The sequence below is a fragment of the Pleionea sediminis genome (assembly GCF_007570825.1).
In the GTDB taxonomy this organism is placed as follows: domain Bacteria; phylum Pseudomonadota; class Gammaproteobacteria; order Enterobacterales; family Kangiellaceae; genus Pleionea; species Pleionea sediminis.
On sequence record NZ_SUNB01000001.1, the window covers coordinates 983,700 to 1,001,013 of the forward strand.

A 17,314-nucleotide genomic window follows, 5' to 3' on the forward strand; every position below is an offset into this window, starting at 1 on the left:
CTAGATTAACCAGTAGGGGCGTGCTTTAAACATAGCTTTGCGTGTCAATTCCATTGCTTCTAAGATCGCCTCGACACGCTTATCAAACCATCTTGCACATTCTTCTTCAGAGCGGATGCCATGAACTTTAAAACACTTTACCACGTATTGATAGTATGCCAGTTCACGAGTACCGGCCATCAGATCCAACCAAGGCTGCCGATATTTTTGCCGTTTTTTGGAATCAAATAATCCACCAAAAAACAAACCAAGATCGAGAGCTTTACGTAAACCTTCAAAGCGTTCGAAGTAATCATCTATTTCTAGTTTATTTTTCGGACCAAGTTCCCTTTTGAGATCCTTTAATGTGTGCTCTAGTTGTGCTTTTGCAAAATCAATTATCGGTTCTTTTAATTGTTCTCGCTTTCCCTCTTCAATGAACTCGCGCCATTCTTTAAAAAAGAGCCATTCTGAAATTCCTAACATAACTAAATTATATCGAGATGAAAGCTGCAGCTTTTTAAATTTCTCAATTGCATCGTTAAGATCCGCTTTGTTGGATGCAATAACTTCTTTTAATTCTTCTTCAGTTGCCAGTTCTTCTTTGAGCATTTGATTTAGATGATGCCTCTCGCGGGCAATATCAACAATCTTCTCCATAAACTCAGCAACATAATGCCAATTTGATCGCAGGTCAGCCGTCGCATGCCGCGGTATTAAACTGCCAAAAATTTGATACACATGCTGCACATAAAGTAGAGCGCGATACATCTGTAAAATCGATTCGGGAGCCATGGAAGAATCGAGAAATTGTTCATAATACTGCCAGTGTTTTAATCCTGAATAACAGATTATTTCAAAGGCTTTTTCAGCGGTAGTTCCCTGACTCAATTCGATCACTGACATTTTTCGATGATTAACGGGAAGCGATGAGCACAATGAATACCCACGACGCGCTTTGCTGGCATTACTAATAGAGAATCCGTAATTGGAGATCAGCTCTCTACTTAAGCGAAATAAGTGACGTGGATTACCAGTAACGAGCTCTAACTCAACTTCAGAAATGGGACTCGAATCATCTTCATAAAAAATATGCCCAATATCCAGGGCAACTTCAATCTCTGTACCATCATCATAATGAAACAGTGTTTTATGGCGGGAAAAATTAGTGATGAAGACAGGCTCTAACTCACCGCCATCTTCTAATGCTTCTTCTAATAAAATTTTCAGATAAGGATCTTCAACCTTCTCTATATCAGTTTTGAATTCATCGAGCTCTGTTTCAGATTCATTTCGCTCATGCAATCCGCCAATCGCACGTCCAGAAGCTTTTACAGTCTGAATAAGTCTTTCGCCATCATTGCGAATTCGAAGACCAATCTTTAACTCTCGTAACTTAAAGTTTTCAGTATCGAAATAAGTATTTTTTAAGTCAGTTTTCGTCCATTTATCGACTTTTACATCATCGAATGAGGCATCGAGTAATGACTTCACGAGCTTTTGCTCGGCAATCAACTTTACTTCAATTTCATTAGCCATCCAGACGTCTATTCCAATGATTTCCAACAAAAAATAGTGTACCGAGCTAAAATAACGCTGTCACGCACAAATTTAAGCATATCGCAGTTCGGCTATGGCGCGATATATCGGGCTTTTTTGCCAGCTTTCCGACAAATGCTGGATCAAGTGGACATTGGTTCCGCAGGATTTTACAATCGCGGCTTTAATATTTCTTTCACAAAAATGTAATGAGACTGACATGAGTTTAATTAGCGACCTATTTGCAGCGTCTCCTTTTCGCCCTATGCAAGACCACATAGATAAGGTTCATGAGTGTGTCAGTGAGCTCAAACCTTTCCTAGCTGCGGTTTACGCGAAAGATTGGACGAAAGTTGAAGAAATTCAACAAAAGATAAGCGATCTCGAAAATGAGGCCGACGACCTCAAAAAAGAAATTCGCCTCAAATTGCGCGATGGAATATTTTTACCTGTCGCGCGTACTGATTTACTAGGATTAGTAACCGCACAAGATAAACTCGCCAACAAAGCCAAAGATATTGCAGGCCTGATGACCGGCCGCAAAATGGAAATTCCTGAGCAGCTACAAGGCAGTTTTAAAAAATACCTCGAACGTTGTATTGATGCTTCCCAACAAGCCCACAAAGCCATTCATGAACTTGATGAATTAGTTGAAACTGGTTTTAGAGGGAGAGAGGCAAGTCTTGTTGCCGATATGATTTCAGAGCTCGATGTTATCGAAAACGACACCGACACCTTACAACGACAAGTTCGTCGCGAACTCTTCGTGCTTGAAGCCGATCTACCACCAGTGAATGTTATTTTCCTCTACAAAATCATTGACTGGATTGGAGACTTGGGCGATCGAGCTGAACGTGTCGGTTCTGATCTCGAGCTCATGCTCGCCAGAAAATAAATTTAAAAATCAAAATTATTAGATAAAAATATCAGTAGGTACATCTATGGAATTAATTAATAACTACCAGGTTATGCTCCTGGTTTTTGCCGCATTGGTCGGCTTTTTTATGGCCTGGGGAATCGGTGCAAATGATGTAGCCAATGCCATGGGGACTTCTGTCGGTTCAAAAGCGATAACAGTAAAACAAGCCATTATTATCGCCGCAATTTTTGAATTCGCCGGAGCCTATTTAGCAGGCGGAGAAGTTACCTCCACCATTCGTAAAGGTATTATCGATTCAGCACCATTTATCCCACACCCAGAAATCTTAGTGTTGGGTATGATCTCAGCACTCTTAGCAGCAGGTACCTGGCTTGCCATCGCATCAGCTAAAGGCTGGCCAGTGTCGACAACTCATTCCATTGTCGGTGCCATCATCGGCTTTGCTGTCGTTGGTGTTGGAATGGATGCGGTGAGCTGGGGCAAAGTCGGCGGTATTGTTGGCAGTTGGATTGTCACGCCAGCAATTTCAGGCATTATCGCTTACCTCATTTTTATGAGTGCACAAAAATTAATTTTCGACACCGATAATCCTGTTGAAAACGCAAAAAAATACGTTCCGATCTACATGGGGCTTGCAGGATTTGTTCTCGCGTTGGTAACAATCAAGAAAGGCCTGAAACATATTGTGAAAGACGGCACTTTAAATATTTCTGCCACCGAATCTTATGTCTACGCAGCATTAATTGCTGTTGCGGTTGCCATAATTGGTTCACTTTTTGTACGTCGAGTAAAAATTGAGCCTAGCGCCGACAAAGATATGCACTTTACCAACGTCGAAAAAATATTTGCTGTTCTCATGGTAGTTACTGCTTGTTGTATGGCTTTTGCTCATGGTTCAAACGATGTGGCTAATGCCATTGGACCTCTTGCCGCAATTCAAAGTGTTATCGCAAACGATGGTGTCATCGTTCCAAAAGCTCAACTTGCTTGGTGGATTCTTCCGCTTGGGGGACTTGGTATTGTCGCAGGTTTAGCCATCTTTGGTACTCGCGTCATGGCAACGATCGGAAAAGGCATCACGCACCTTACACCAAGCCGCGGCTTTGCCGCAGAGCTAGCCGCAGCGACCACTGTCGTTTTGGCTTCCGGTACTGGATTACCTATTTCAACTACGCAAACTCTCGTAGGCGCAGTACTCGGGGTAGGCATGGCCAAAGGTATCGCAGCACTAAATCTCGGTGTCGTAAGAAGTATCTTTATCAGTTGGGTTGTTACCTTACCCATTGGTGCTTTCTTAGCCGTTGTATTCTTCTTAATTCTGAAAACAATTCTTCTGTAGTCCCAGAGCTATTACCAAGAGCCTCTTTCGAGAGGCTCTTCTCGCTTCCAACCTTCGGCTCTTTAATTCAAACCCTGTCACAGTTTGCTAAAACTTGGCCTCTGTTCAGCGCTGAGCGATTGCCTTACAATGCTACCACCCGTGCAAAAGGAGACGCTTTAGTGAGTTTAATAAAAATAAATCTGCTTTCCCTGACCATTTTGGTATCTACATTCAGCTTTGCTGAGCGTACAGCCTATGTTACTGACAATTTAAGTACCGCCGTTCGAAGTGGTGCGACCAATGAATATCGAATAATTTATTACCTTCCAGCGGGCACTTCGGTAACAGTCTTGGACGACGAACCTGAAAATGGATTTATAAAAGTTCGAGATGATAAAGGCCGAGAAGGATGGACCCTCGAACGATTCATTACCGATCAAAAAGGTGCTCGAATCAAATTAGTTGAAACTCAAGATCAACTATCAAAAGCGTTATTAACCATTGAAAACCAAAAAAAGCAGCATTCAGCCGAAATGGCAAAATTGCAGCAACAACTCGATTCTGCGTCTAATTTAATTGAAAAAAATCAATCTCTGCAACAAGAAATCAGTGAGCTACAAACAAAAAACTCAACATTAGAACAACAAAATAGACGCATGAATGACCGTTATTTACAAGAGTGGTTTTTTGCTGGTGGCCTAACCGTTGTCGTAGGCGTCGTTATTGGCGTTATTTTTGGAAGAATAAGCCGCAAAAAACGATCAGCCTGGAACTAGTGCGAGAGAATAGAAGTTGAGTGCTAAAAAAACCTTAAGAAGTCCTTGCCGCTCTACTTGTAAGCTCAATACAAATGACATCTGTATAGGCTGTTATCGTCACATGGACGAAATAGCAAACTGGAACAAACTGTCAGACACTGCTCGGCGACGTGTATTAATATTAATTCAAAAGCGTCGCTGGGCAAAACCTTACGAAGATCAAGATTTCGATAACTTACGCCCCATTACCAGCAGTGAATATCGAAAATATAAAAGATCTAATTAACTAATGACTTCTCGAGAATAAAAAACAAACGCTTCTCATCAATTGGCTTTTCTAAAAAATCGACAACACCGAGAGCATTTGCCTTCATGTAACTATCTTTAGTAACGTCGCCAGATAAAATGACAATTGGCACATCGACTAACTTTTCAAATCCCTGCAACTGTTCTATTAAAGAAAAGCCGTCACCGTCGGGTAAACGGATATCAACAAAAATAATATCGGGTTCAATATTGGATACTTTTTCTAGTGCACTCTCTATCGTTTCTACAAACTCAAGCCGCAAATTACTTTTAGAGAGCATTGCAGAAAGAACCAGTTGATTCACTTTGTTATCTTCGACGACAAAAGCAGTCTTATCGCTGAGATCCAGTTTTTCAGAGATAGTATCTACTTCACTTAGATTGGTATCGCCTACCACTAATGGTATTTCTAATTCAAAACAAGTTCCTTTATTCAATTGACTTTCAACATTAATAGAGCCTCCTAAAAAGTCTACAACTTGCTTACAGATAGACAGTCCGAGTCCAGAACCCACGTAGTATTCTGCTTGACTATTTTCGATCTGCTGAAAAGGCTCGAATATTTTGTCCAGGTTTTCAGAAGAAATACCAATTCCACTGTCTTGAACAGAGAAACAAATCAATTCATTTTTCCTTCTTACTTTTACATCAACTTCCCCGCCAGAAGGAGTAAACTTTATTGCATTACCTATTAGGTTAGTGAGTACCTGCAAGAGCTTTGTTTTATCCGTTTTAATAATTAAAGGTAATTCAGTTGACACTTCATAATCTAGCTTTAACGCCTTTTCTTTTGCGCGTTCAGAGTTCATTCTAATAATATCATGCACTAAATTTTTTATTGAAAAATCATTTTCCTCCTTCCTCATTTTCCCTGCTTCCAAACGAGATAGGTCAAGCACATGATTGACAATTTCACTTAAGTTTTCAGCTGATGATTTCAATGCGTCTATCATTTCTTTTTGACTAACCGTATTATCAAAATCTTCTCTCTTATTTTCTTGGCTTAAAATACGACTAAATCCTAGGATTGCATTTAAAGGAGTACGAATCTCATGACTCATATGGTTGATAAAATCTGTTCTGTGTTTTTCTAATTTTTCTAGCTCACTATTTTTCTCTTTTAACTTTTTATATAAAGCTTCTGTCTTCATCAAACTTTTTCTTAGCTCTAATTGGCTCATAACTTGACGAGCAAGTGCTTGTAGTGCATTACGCTGTGAGTCAGTCAGTTTTTTAGGTTTTGAATCAATAACACACAAGGTACCTAGAGGATATCCATCGTCAGAATACAGCTGAGAGCCGGCATAAAACCGAATATTCGGATCACCCGTCACTAAAGGATTGTCGTGAAAGCGTTCATCTTTAAGTGCATCAAAAACTTCAAATATGCTCACTTGATTAATCGCATGAGAGCAAAAAGCAATATCTCTTTCTGTTTCTTCAGCATCTAGTCCATATCGAGATTTGAACCATTGGCGGCCATCACCAACCAGGCTCACAAGAGCAATATCGGTATCGCATATAGTCGCTGCAAGTTTGGTTAAATCATCAAAATTTTGTTCTGGAAGAGTATCTAATATATCGTATTCTTTTAGGGCTTCCAGTCGCTCTCGCTCTTTTTTATGCTTAGGTGCACTTTTCATGGATACCCCCTTACCTTGAACTTAATAGTCTAGTTCAAAGAGATTGAGCTGCCAAATTGAAGCATCCTCAGAGATTAAAGCTCGCCTATCTCAATATTCCTTTTTCAATAGCAAGCAAGACCGCGCGCGTACGATCTCTAACACCAAGTTTTGATAACAAATTGGAAACATGATTTTTTATGGTTCCTTCTGACTTATGAAGTGCTCCCGCAATCTCTTTGTTCGAATAACCACTCGCAATTAGTCTTAGAACTTCAAGCTCTCTCGCACTCAATGGTTCAAGTATATCTGGTGCAGAAAAACACTCCGAAGTTTCCGGTGTGTTTTTTAATAAATTTTCAGTAATTGCAGGTTGAATAAACGAATCTCCAGAATGAACCGTTTCGATGGCTTCTATTAAAGATTCAAGAGAAATGTCCTTTAACAAAAAGCCTTTCGCGCCTAGCTTTAAGCTTTTTAATACCAATTCATGATCATCAAATGTTGTTAGTATTAAAGCTGGAGGAGAGCTATCTTGCTGACTTAAATATTCGAGAGTCGCAATACCATCCATTTCTGGCATCGATAAATCGAGTAATATTACATCTGGATTAAATCGGTTCAATGCATTAGCGACTTGAGTTCCGTCGGAACACTCTCCGACAACATTAACTTTATCACTCAACTGTAATAAACTTTTAATGCCATCTCGGATTAATTTTTGATCATCAACCAATAGTATACGAATCGTCATGGATTATACCGGTAACTGAATTAAGTATTTAAGAGCGCTATTTTTCGTAGAAAAAATGATATTACCATTAACAAGCGATACTCGCTCTTCCATACCTTTCAAACCATTACCTCTTTCGAAGCTATTATCGACAACGCCATCATCATAAATCTCTGAGACAATATTACCATCTTCTTTATCTATTTTTATCCATAAGTTTGTTGCACCACTATGCTTTAAACTATTGGTTATTGCCTCCTGAATACAGCGAAACAGAGTTTGCGCACTTTTGATATTTTCAATAGATAACTCATCAACTATGGATAAGTGAATATTTAGTTTAGGTACATTTTCCACTAATAGTCGAATTGACTCTTCAAAATTGATGTATTGTGAATGTCTCAAAGTATCAACAGCTTCTCTAACATCACTTAGCAGTAACTTGGTTATATTATGGCATTCATCAACATGACGCTTCGCCTCTCCTTCAGTAATTCTTGAGGCGACTTGAAGTTTAATTGATAACGCTGTTAAGTGATGTCCTAGTAAATCATGTAAATCTCGAGCAATTCGAGTGCGCTCTGTTTGCTTTGATGCTTCGGTCAATAAATGCTGAGTCGCTACAAGCTGATCGTTTTTAGACTTGAGCTCGTTGGCAATCTCTCTTTCCCTTTGGTTAGACGACGCCAATAGTAATGCGAACATATGAAATGTACCGTACAAAATCGCATGTATCCACATAAGTTCATTTTGGAGGTAACTCATCATCGCAAACCATGTGAAAACTACAATGAGAGTAACGGCTGTTGCCAACAGAGGTTTTAAGAAATGGGCTAAAACGGCGGCCCAAATTATGGTTAAAATGGCTAAAAAGTCGAATGCTAGTAAGTATCCAATAATAAAGGCGGATATGAGCATTACGATTATTCCCAAAAGTCGCCTTTTAGGAGTGATTCCCCAAAGTCCATCCTGTCGTGTTGAATATACAAAACAAACTGCATAGATTATAAAAAAAGGGGCGTAGATATAAAATGGAACTCTTTTATCAACCGAAATTTCAGGCATAAGCACCACACACAGCCCAAAAATCACAGTCCAAGTCACTAGCGCAGCAATATCACCAGCATCCAACGATTTTATAACTGATTTTCGAGTATACATGCGTCACTTGTTACTTAAGAAGAGTCAGACAATAGTATGACAAAGCCTGTTAAATTAGCCAATAGGCCAAAAGTCACGATCAATTTTGATGACCACTGGCACACGCGCAATGAAATTCCATCGATTAACATAGGCTCAACCTACAAAACTTATCGTTTTCACCAGGGAGAGCCCTATGCTTGTTATTCACAAATCAGCACTCTATGTCCATATTTTATTAGGCGCCATCGCGCTATTTGTATTCTGGCTACCGGTTGCTGCACGAAAGGGTAGCCAATTGCACAAAAAAGCCGGAAAGATTTTTAATTCTTGCATGTATGCTGTCTCAGTGAGTGGAGTTTTAATGTGCACCATCGTTTGGTACGACCCCATTTACATTCGTTACCCTGGTCAAAGCATTGCCCCCGAAACAATAGAGCGCTTGATAGCTCAACATCGGTTGAACACAGAGTTTCTATTGCTATTGTCGATACTTGTTTTTGCCAGTGTTCTACACTCGACAAATGTTTTGAAAGCGAAAGCAGACAGATCGTTACTTTATACGCCTGGCAATATCGTAATTAATGCGATCCTTGGAGTGCTTAGCGCTTTAGTCTTAGCTAAGGGCATTTATCTTAGTAAACCTTTGTTGATAATTTTTGGCATGATTTCAGTGACTACCTCTTTCAATAATTTTCATTATATTTTCAAGAAGTCAATAAAACCCAAAGAGTGGATAATTGAACATATGAGTTCAATCATTGGTGCAGGAATAGGAACCTACACCGCATTTTTTGCTGCTGGTGGAAGACATTGGCTTAGCGAAATTCTTACAGGCAATCTCCAATTAATACCCTGGATTTTGCCGGGTGTGATCGGGGTCACCAGCATCGCAATCTTCAAAAAGAAATACAGAAAACAGTTCAATATTCAAGGAGAGCAACTATGAGATCATTAAAAATCATCACCTATAGTTTCATATTCATTACTTTCGCATTGTCTGCCCATGGTTCTACAAAGGGAGAGGAGTTTTTTGAACAAGGAAAGCTAGAAGAAAGCAAAGAGATTTGGCAAAAAGCACTTGAATCAGACAATCAAAATAACAAAGCATTATTTTATTTAGCACGTATTGCATATGAACAAAATGATTTGGACCTCTCAGAAGACTATTTCGAGCAATCGCTGGAATTAAAACCTAACTCAGCTGAAGAATACTATTGGTTCGGCAGAATGAGTTCTCGACAGGCTACGAATGCTTCCATCTTTACAGCGCTCGGATATGCTGAAGACGCAGAGAATGCCTTCATTCAGGCAATCAAACAAGATGATTCACATTTATTGGCGTACAAAGGTTTGTTTAACTTTTATCTCGAAGCTCCCTCGATAGCAGGTGGCTCAGAAGAAAATGCCAAAAAATTAATTAGCAAAATTAATGCTCTCTCACGAGAAGAAGGACAATTGACAAAATTGAAGTTTTACGAAAAAACCGACAAAAAGAAACATGCAAATCAAATAGCCCTCGACCTGCTAAAAGCGCAGGATGTTTCGGCAAAAGTAAAATTTCGTAGCGCAATGATTTTACAGTCGAATGAGTTATTCGGTGATGCATTTATCGGATTTCAGTCGATAGTTAAACAACCACAAACTGAAAGCAACGCTCTCTATTGGAAAGCCAGTATTTACCAAATTGGTCGAACATCAGTAATTAGTGACTCAAAGTATGATATTGGAATATCTGCTTTCAATCAATATTTAACACTGGAGCTCAGTGATAAATTACCGAGCAAACAGTGGGCATCCTTTAGATTAAGTCAATTATTGAAAGCTAGCGGACAAAATGACAAAGCAATTAAAATCATTGAGCAACTCAAAACTTCTCAATTGAGCGATGTACAGCTCATAGAAAAAGTTAAGAACTTCTGAGTTATTAAATTAACTTTGTACTAATTAAAAAGTTAACTGTTTAGTGAGGGATTATTGTTTAGAAGACAGGTCCCTCACTAGACACTTAGCTGAAGCAGGACAAATAGATAAAAATTGAGACGACTGTTTAATTTTTTCAGGCACTTCATCTCGCTCAACATAGTAAAAGCCTTGTTTTGAAAAGTACCTCTCTGCTGTCGTTGTTAACAAAAACAAACGTTGAACATTATTGTTGTGCGCTTCGATATACAGCTCAGACAATAAGGCTCCCGCAATATTTTGTCCACGACATTCAGGTTTCACTGCGAGCGATCTAAGTACGCCTTCATGTTGGTAGATTTCCAGCCCAATTACACCTACAACCGTTTCGTTTTCGAACGCACCTATTAAAATAATGTTCTCTTTCTCCTGAAGGTCTAAAGTCGGTAATTGAGAACGATTCAGTAATGCTTCAACTTGATCAGTATACTCAGTTTTCAATATTCGCATAATATCAACTCATTTTTTTAAAAAATAAATTTATTCTCTAAAGATGTTGTCAAGTAATTAGTTTGTTATCATCGACCCAATAAAATAATTAATAACAACTTATACTTGCAAATACAAATGAAGAGTACTCCTAAATTTATCTGTTTTCTGTTATTGCATACTTCACTCAGCATTTTTGGCTCAAACAATAATGATGATGAAACATCAAACAAAATAGTTATCACCAGTAAAAGAATATCATCAATTGATAGTGAAACAACCAGTGCCATATCATTAATCGATAGCCTCGAAGTGTCCCTGTTGAAACCCAAGCATTTCAATACGCTATCTTCCAACGTGCCAGGCTTCTGGCTTAGTAAAGGAAATGGTCAAGAGCACTTGACCGCAATACGCTCACCAGTACTCACCGGCCCAGGATCCTGTGCTGAGTTTATAATGATGGAAAACTCAATTCCATTACGCGGAAAAGGCTTTTGTAATGTCAATCAGCTATTTGATAGTTATTTTGAACAAGCTTCGCAAATAGAAGTAATACGAGGCACTCACTCAGCTTATTACGGCAGTGGTGCTATTCATGGTGTTATTAATGTATCAACCTCAGAGCTGATTAATAATAGAACTTCTGATACCTCTTTAGAAGCGACTTTTGGCGACTTTGGATATCATGATTTATCTGTGAATCACTCGGCCGATAACTATGCCATAAAACTGAGTAGTATGTACGACTCAGGTGTCAAAGAAAGTTCGGGATACAAGCAGCAGAAAGCTCAGGCAGAACTAAAACATTCATCTAACACTCTAGATATACACACTATATTGACTAGCAGTGTGTTAGATCAAGATACTGCCGGATATCTACAACTGGGAGAAAATGCTTACAGGGCAGATTCAGCTCGATATATAAATCAGTTTCCAGACGCTTTTCGTAAAGCAAATTCTTACCGAATTCAGAGTAAGATTACATCAAAGAATAATAACAACTGGATATTCACACCTTATGTGCGACACAATACAATGTCATTTTTAATGCACTTTTTACCCGGCCAACCTGTAGAAAAAAATGGCCATGACAGCATTGGATTCACTAGTGACTTTTACAACCAACTTACGGAAAGAACTTCATTACAATTTGGCATTGATAGTGAAATAACAAGCGCTTACCTAAAACAAATACAAGAAAGTGAAACCGATTCTGGCTCAGACTTTCTTGACGCCGTATTACCTCAAGGCAAACACTATGACTACCAGATAAACACTCATTTTTTTGGCGTTTTTTCAGGGCTAAATTTTGAAGTCAATGAAGAACAAACGCTCAAAACGAATCTCCGGTTAGATTATATAAAGTTTGATTACGATAATCGAATGTTAACAGGAAGAACGCGTGATGATGGAACAGAGTGTGACTTTGGTGGTTGTCGTTATACTCGACCAGCAGATAGACACGATTCCTTTCTCGATCCCTCATATAGCATTTCATACCGATGGGAACATTCAAGCGACCTCACTCAATACCTAAAATACGACTTTGGATTTCGATTACCACAAGCGACAGAATTGTACCGTTTACAAAACGGTCAAACAACAGCCGAACTAGAGTCTGAAAACGTCCGCAGTTTTGAATGGGGAATTCGTCAGTCATGGGAAAATGCTTCCCTGAAAGTTGCCACTTATCACATGCAAAAGTCCAACGTCATTTATCAAAACACCGAAAGAGAATGGGTTTATGATGCAAAAACAAAACACTATGGTATTGAGTGGGCTTTACGTATTAATTTTAACTCAAATTGGATCTTTCAGTCAGCAGGCACAAGCGCTCATCATAAATATAGCAATTCTAATCAGCTAACGAGTAGCGAAATTAGCGGTAATGACATCGATACTGCTCCTGAATATTTAAATTCCGTAACATTGTTATGGTTACCGACCCACAATCTAACGTTTCAAGGTCAATTACAGCACATTAGTGATTATTATCTGAACCCAGAAAATACGCACTCTTATCCTGGACACACTTTATTAACATTCAATGCTCAATGGCGCATCAATGACAAATTAGAGCTCACTTTAAATATTTTGAATGCAACAGATGTTAATTATGCTGATCGAGCCGATTATGCCTTTGGACAATATCGCTATTTTGTAGGAGAGCCACGACGAGCATTTATCAACTTTCGTTGGTTGATGAATTAAATATGACGTTAAATACTTTCTGGAGTATTTAGACCAAATGTAATTCAAGACACTTTTTTTTAGAATAATTAGTTAATTTAACTCATTAAAATGAAGAAAAATAGATCCGAGCTAGAGGGATCCTTTACTTAAGAAAATAACACATTAGAATAGTTAAATTCAGAAATATTAGGACCAGTATGTCACGCTTCTTGTTTTACCTATTGCTATTGTTTTCGACATTAACCTTCGCAGAAAGCGAGTCATTATCACCCTTTACCAGTGATGGGTGCTCCATGTTTCCAGATGGAACATTCGAACAACAAAAATTATGGCTCAATTGCTGCACTGAGCACGATAGAGCCTATTGGGCAGGCGGTACAAAAGCCGAACGTAAAGCAGCCGATATCAAGTTAAAACAATGTGTCGAATCAGTCGGAGAGCCTAAAATAGCTAAATTAATGCTTGCCGGTGTTAGGGTGGGTGGCAGCCCGCATTGGCCAACAAGATTTAGATGGGGATATGGTTGGCCATTTGGTCGAGGTTACGCGCCTTTGACAGAAGATGAAGTTGAGCAGGTTACCCATCTTTGGTCTCTTCACGAGCGAACACAAAAAGACGGAGAGTAAGAATCAACGCCCGATAATCTGTATTTTTCCATTGAGTAAACGAGACTAACATTTCAAAAAATATACGCTATGATTATCTCTGGAGGCACCGACAATGGACATTGCGCCCAGAGAAATCATTGATCAGCCAGACGACTCAGAATGGCAATCGAATAACCTGAAAGACCTACCTGATTTGAAATCTAAACTCGAGGCTCGAGCTCGTCTTGGCGTACCAATGTCTGCATTCAAGCTAGCACGTTGTAACCTGGAAGGTATCGATTTAGTTCGCCACAAAAAAAACTATGGTTATCAATTAAAGAACTCTGATCTCTATCGTGCCAACTTTAAAAACGCCCATTGCTTCATGCTTGACCTGTCTGGATCTTCACTAATGAAAGCAAATTTTTCTCATGCAAACTTACATTGCGCCAATCTATCAAACTGTAATCTTTTGGGAACCAATTTTGAAAATGCCAAGATAGAGCATGTCAATTGGGGCAAAGAGATATTTCAGGAAAAACAAGCAAAGAAAGCAAACAACAAAAAAGAAAAGCTTGATTACTATGAACAGTCAGAAGAGATATACAGAAATTTAAGAAAAACAGCTGAGCGACAAGGATTATTCGAAATGGCGGGTCACTTCTTTCAAAAAGAGATGATTATGCGACGAAAGCAAATGCCAAGAAGCTCCCCTCGAAGAATTATATCAAAGATAGTCGATATTTTTTGTGGCTATGGCGAAAAGCCTATTCGAGTTATTGTATTTTCGCTGGCAACAATTCTAACTTTTGCGGTCCTATATTTCTTACTTGGGTTATCATTTAGTGGCGACTCATTAGCTTTTAACCCCGATTTAACTGTGTGGCAGAATTTCAAAATATTTTTAAGCAGCTTGTACTTCAGTGTTGTTACTTTTACGACATTAGGCTACGGCGATCTAGCACCAATAGGAATTGCTAGAGCACTCGCCGCTTTAGAAGCCTTTGTTGGTAGTTTTACCCTTGCTCTCTTCGTTGTTGTTTTCGTAAAAAAGATGACCCGATAAACAACTAAAAGTCAGAGTTAAATTGAAATGCCTTTAGCTCTTTTTCTAATTTTTTGTAGTACACCGGAATACCTACCCACGAGTAAACTACCAATCCAATCCATGCAAAAGAGGTTACTACAGAAGCCGTTGGATAACCTAAGTCCTCTAAAACTTGCGCACCTAGATTAAAAAATAAAAAGCCTGCAATTAAAATTATTGAAGCTTTGATATTCGAAAGCGTTGCCATTTTAGAATTAAAGCGCCACCAAACACCCAATAAAATACTTTTACGCATTTTAATATCACAAAAAAGCTTGAGTGCTTCTTCCGACGATGGATCATCTCGAATAATAAACTTTGCATGATACTCAGCCTCATGTAGCTCACCTTGTTTGAGTTTTATTTTGCCCATCAAGAGATTAGCTTCATGGCTTTGAGCATTCATCGAAAGTGCTTCCACTGTATATTTTTCTGCTTCTTGTAACTGACCAGAATCAAGAAAATAATCAGCGTAAGCACAGGCAATCGAAGACGAATTAGGAAACAAGTTTGCCGCTCGGTCGATATATTCTTTCGCTTTTTTTGTGTTACCTTGTAATCGCAATAAAGAGCTTTTTAACAAATACGCCTCAAGATTATGAATATCTAGCTCTAAAGCTCGATTACAATGGTCGATGGCTTCATTTATTTTATTTTTTAAGAAAACAATACGAGCCATAAGGACAAATAAGTCAGCTTGCTGAGGATTTATCTGAAGAGCTAGCTTTAACTCGTATTCAGCGGCATATATTCTCTTTTGCATCAATAAACATGAAGCAAGTAATCCATGATATTCAGCACAGTTAGGATCATCGGCCAGCAACTCTTTTAGAATTTCTATTGCAGAACCAACCTGACCACGATGGGCATGCTCAACAGCTATCGAGTATTTGTAATCGTTATTCATTAATACTTTTTCTTCATGTATAAAAATATTTCAAAGGGAATTATCTGCCTAAAAACGACTAAATAAAGAAACAAGAAAAAGACACCATATAAAATAATTCTTACATAATAAAAGAACGATTCAAAGCTTAAAAATGGCTCAATCTGTTTAAGATACGCCGACAGTTCAAAGACTAAATACAATGAAACTAAACCAACTAAAGATAGAATAATTTCCTTAATAAGAGTAGGACTTCCCAAGATATAGCCATTAAACATTAGCCACACAAATGGTAACCACCATCTTCCAAAAAATGGAATAGTCAAAAACATCGGAACAATCATTGCTGCCAACAAAATAACGATTGGATTCACAACAAGATGTGAAGACGCTTTTACTTTAGGCTCATCAATAATTTCATAGGTAGACATAGAATTAACGACCGTGTTTTTTAAGAAAATTCAAAACGTCATCATAACGTCCGCCATCATTAGCATATCTTGCATAGTTCCGAGCGGTTGTTAACCATTCGATGGTCGTTGCTCGAGAATCTTTAAGTGCTTCGGAAAAGTGTTGTTGTGTGATCACAGAATCTTCACCCGACTCAATGGCCTCATCAATGGCTTCATCCGCAGCCATTTCAACGAGGTTATGTAGGTCAGCACCTGAAAATCCTTTCGCTTTTTCTGCTATTGCACCGTATTTAATACCAGATTCGCAAGGGCGATCTTTCATATGATGCTCCAGAATAGCTTGTCTGGCGGAACGATCTGGGGGAGGCACAAAAAACATTCTATCAAATCGTCCGGGACGCAAGAACGCAGCATCAACTGCCCATGGAACGTTGGTTGAAGCCAATACCAAAACGCCATGATTATTTTGCGCAAATCCGTCTAATTCAGTTAAAAACTGACTGACAATATTTGCCGTAGAGCTATTTCTTGAATGTTCGCGCTTGCCAGCCAAAGCTTCTATTTCATCAAAAAATAAAACACTGGGTGTGTCTTCTCTGGCTTTTTCAAATATTGCGTGAAGCTTTTGCTCTGATTCGCCGATATACATATCAAGTACATCAGAGATCTCAATGTTAAAAAACTTGGCTTTACATTCACCTGCAGTAGCTCTTGCCAACAATGTTTTTCCGCAACCAGGTGGACCATACAATAAAACACCGCCACCTACCTTCTTTTTAAACTTCTGAAACAAAGATGGCTTTTGAAAAGGCAAAATTATTTTCTTGTTAATTTGCTTTTTAATATCAGCCAGGCCAACAACATCAGAGAAATCGGTTGTCTCTTGCTTATAACGGTTTAAATCAGTAATCGAAGCAACATCGCTTTTTTCAACGACTTTTAATTTCGGTCGCTCTTGCTCCGTGTTCATCAATCCAAGCTGTCGAGCCAATACTGCGGATACCAACGAATCGTCTTGAGCAACAGCTTGCTGATAAGCCGACTTTGCTTCCTCTAATTGCTCTAACCATAAATAGCACTCAGCTCGTTTAATCAAGTGTCCTGCCAATGAGGTGTCCAAGAATACTAAAGCAAATTCATGGAGTTCTTTTTGTATCATTAGATCAGCAATAGAAAGTTTCGTAGAACTCGTAAAAAGACTTTCTGAATTATTATAAAAGCTAACCGCTTCCTTAGGTTCGTTTAATTCCACTAAAGAAGAAACAATAATCCTCGCAAGCTCTCCGGAAGGAGCCTCATGAAATGCCTTCATTAAACCTTTTACTGTATCTTTATTCATTGTTTATTTAATCTTCTGAACTTATTTAAAATTTTAAAAGCGCGATTCAATGTAAACATCATATCCATCAACCGATAAATAGCAACCAGATCAACCTCAAAATCCGCTCTCTTTGCTATAGTTTTAAACAGTTGCAACTA

Annotated in this window: 17 protein-coding genes; 9 read left to right on the forward strand and 8 right to left on the reverse strand. The window is 38.7% G+C overall.

What is annotated here, in order from left to right:
- Positions 1-1,518 carry a CYTH and CHAD domain-containing protein gene (locus FAX86_RS03885; protein ID WP_144392016.1) on the reverse strand — a complete coding sequence of 506 codons (1,518 nt, stop codon included), beginning with the start codon at positions 1,516-1,518 and terminating at the stop codon, positions 1-3.
- 220 nt (positions 1,519-1,738) lie between these two features.
- Here FAX86_RS03885 and FAX86_RS03890 point away from each other — a divergent pair, with 220 nt between their 5' ends.
- From FAX86_RS03890 to FAX86_RS03905, 4 genes are all read left to right on the forward strand, one after another.
- Complete coding sequence (locus FAX86_RS03890) at positions 1,739-2,413, forward strand: TIGR00153 family protein (RefSeq protein WP_144392017.1); 675 nt, start codon at positions 1,739-1,741, stop codon at positions 2,411-2,413.
- A 46-nt stretch (positions 2,414-2,459) separates the two neighbouring features.
- Positions 2,460-3,737: an inorganic phosphate transporter gene (locus FAX86_RS03895; RefSeq protein WP_144392018.1), complete on the forward strand. Its 1,278-nt coding sequence runs from the start codon at positions 2,460-2,462 to the stop codon at positions 3,735-3,737.
- A 161-nt stretch (positions 3,738-3,898) separates the two neighbouring features.
- Positions 3,899-4,495 carry a TIGR04211 family SH3 domain-containing protein gene (locus FAX86_RS03900; RefSeq protein ID WP_164503448.1) on the forward strand — a complete coding sequence of 199 codons (597 nt, stop codon included), beginning with the start codon at positions 3,899-3,901 and terminating at the stop codon, positions 4,493-4,495.
- Positions 4,496-4,511: 16 nt separating this feature from the next.
- Positions 4,512-4,763 (forward strand): DUF1289 domain-containing protein, encoded by a 252-nt coding sequence (locus tag FAX86_RS03905; protein ID WP_144392020.1) that lies wholly within the window; start codon positions 4,512-4,514, stop codon positions 4,761-4,763.
- Here FAX86_RS03905 and FAX86_RS03910 read toward each other — a convergent pair.
- The 3 genes from FAX86_RS03910 to FAX86_RS03920 all read right to left on the reverse strand — a co-directional run bounded on the left by FAX86_RS03910 (position 4,756) and on the right by FAX86_RS03920 (position 8,299).
- The gene (locus FAX86_RS03910; protein ID WP_144392021.1) at positions 4,756-6,426 is read right to left on the reverse strand and encodes a hybrid sensor histidine kinase/response regulator; all 1,671 of its coding nucleotides are present in this window, start codon (positions 6,424-6,426) and stop codon (positions 4,756-4,758) included. The two genes, FAX86_RS03905 and FAX86_RS03910, sit on opposite strands and share 8 nt — an antisense overlap.
- 85 nt (positions 6,427-6,511) lie before the next feature.
- On the reverse strand, positions 6,512-7,159 hold the full coding sequence (locus FAX86_RS03915; protein ID WP_144392022.1) for a response regulator: 648 nt from the start codon (positions 7,157-7,159) through the stop codon (positions 6,512-6,514).
- A gap of 3 nt (positions 7,160-7,162) precedes the next feature.
- A complete protein-coding gene (locus FAX86_RS03920; protein ID WP_144392023.1) occupies positions 7,163-8,299 on the reverse strand; it encodes a sensor histidine kinase in 1,137 nt (378 codons plus the stop codon).
- A 175-nt stretch (positions 8,300-8,474) separates the two neighbouring features.
- Between FAX86_RS03920 and FAX86_RS03925 the strand changes: the two genes are divergently transcribed.
- Positions 8,475-9,227, forward strand: a complete 753-nt coding sequence (locus FAX86_RS03925; RefSeq protein WP_144392024.1) for a DUF2306 domain-containing protein — start codon at positions 8,475-8,477, stop codon at positions 9,225-9,227.
- Positions 9,224-10,201, forward strand: a complete 978-nt coding sequence (locus FAX86_RS03930) for a tetratricopeptide repeat protein (RefSeq protein WP_144392025.1) — start codon at positions 9,224-9,226, stop codon at positions 10,199-10,201. Before FAX86_RS03925 ends, FAX86_RS03930 begins: the two co-directional genes overlap by 4 nt.
- Before the next feature lie 51 nt (positions 10,202-10,252).
- Here the strand turns inward: FAX86_RS03930 and arsN2 are convergent, their stop codons facing one another.
- Entirely contained in the window at positions 10,253-10,690 is a 438-nt protein-coding gene (arsN2, locus tag FAX86_RS03935) for an arsenic resistance N-acetyltransferase ArsN2 (RefSeq protein ID WP_144392026.1), read from the reverse strand.
- A 117-nt stretch (positions 10,691-10,807) separates the two neighbouring features.
- Between arsN2 and FAX86_RS03940 the strand changes: the two genes are divergently transcribed.
- The 3 genes from FAX86_RS03940 (at position 10,808) to FAX86_RS03950 (ending at position 14,515) form a co-directional block, all read left to right on the forward strand.
- On the forward strand, positions 10,808-12,880 hold the full coding sequence (locus FAX86_RS03940; RefSeq protein WP_144392027.1) for a TonB-dependent receptor: 2,073 nt from the start codon (positions 10,808-10,810) through the stop codon (positions 12,878-12,880).
- Positions 12,881-13,059: 179 nt separating this feature from the next.
- The gene (locus FAX86_RS03945) at positions 13,060-13,488 is read left to right on the forward strand and encodes a hypothetical protein (RefSeq protein ID WP_144392028.1); all 429 of its coding nucleotides are present in this window, start codon (positions 13,060-13,062) and stop codon (positions 13,486-13,488) included.
- Between the two features lie 94 nt (positions 13,489-13,582).
- Entirely contained in the window at positions 13,583-14,515 is a 933-nt protein-coding gene (locus tag FAX86_RS03950) for an ion channel (protein WP_205859099.1), read from the forward strand.
- A gap of 4 nt (positions 14,516-14,519) precedes the next feature.
- Here the strand turns inward: FAX86_RS03950 and FAX86_RS03955 are convergent, their stop codons facing one another.
- From FAX86_RS03955 to FAX86_RS03965, 3 genes are read right to left on the reverse strand one after another with little or no spacing between them, the layout of a single operon-like run.
- Positions 14,520-15,443 (reverse strand): tetratricopeptide repeat protein, encoded by a 924-nt coding sequence (locus FAX86_RS03955; protein WP_144392029.1) that lies wholly within the window; start codon positions 15,441-15,443, stop codon positions 14,520-14,522.
- Positions 15,443-15,853 carry a hypothetical protein gene (locus FAX86_RS03960; protein WP_144392030.1) on the reverse strand — a complete coding sequence of 137 codons (411 nt, stop codon included), beginning with the start codon at positions 15,851-15,853 and terminating at the stop codon, positions 15,443-15,445. The genes FAX86_RS03955 and FAX86_RS03960 overlap by 1 nt, the downstream gene beginning before the upstream one ends.
- Before the next feature lie 4 nt (positions 15,854-15,857).
- Positions 15,858-17,174: an ATP-binding protein gene (locus tag FAX86_RS03965; protein WP_144392031.1), complete on the reverse strand. Its 1,317-nt coding sequence runs from the start codon at positions 17,172-17,174 to the stop codon at positions 15,858-15,860.
- Between the last annotated feature and the right edge of the window lie 140 nt (positions 17,175-17,314).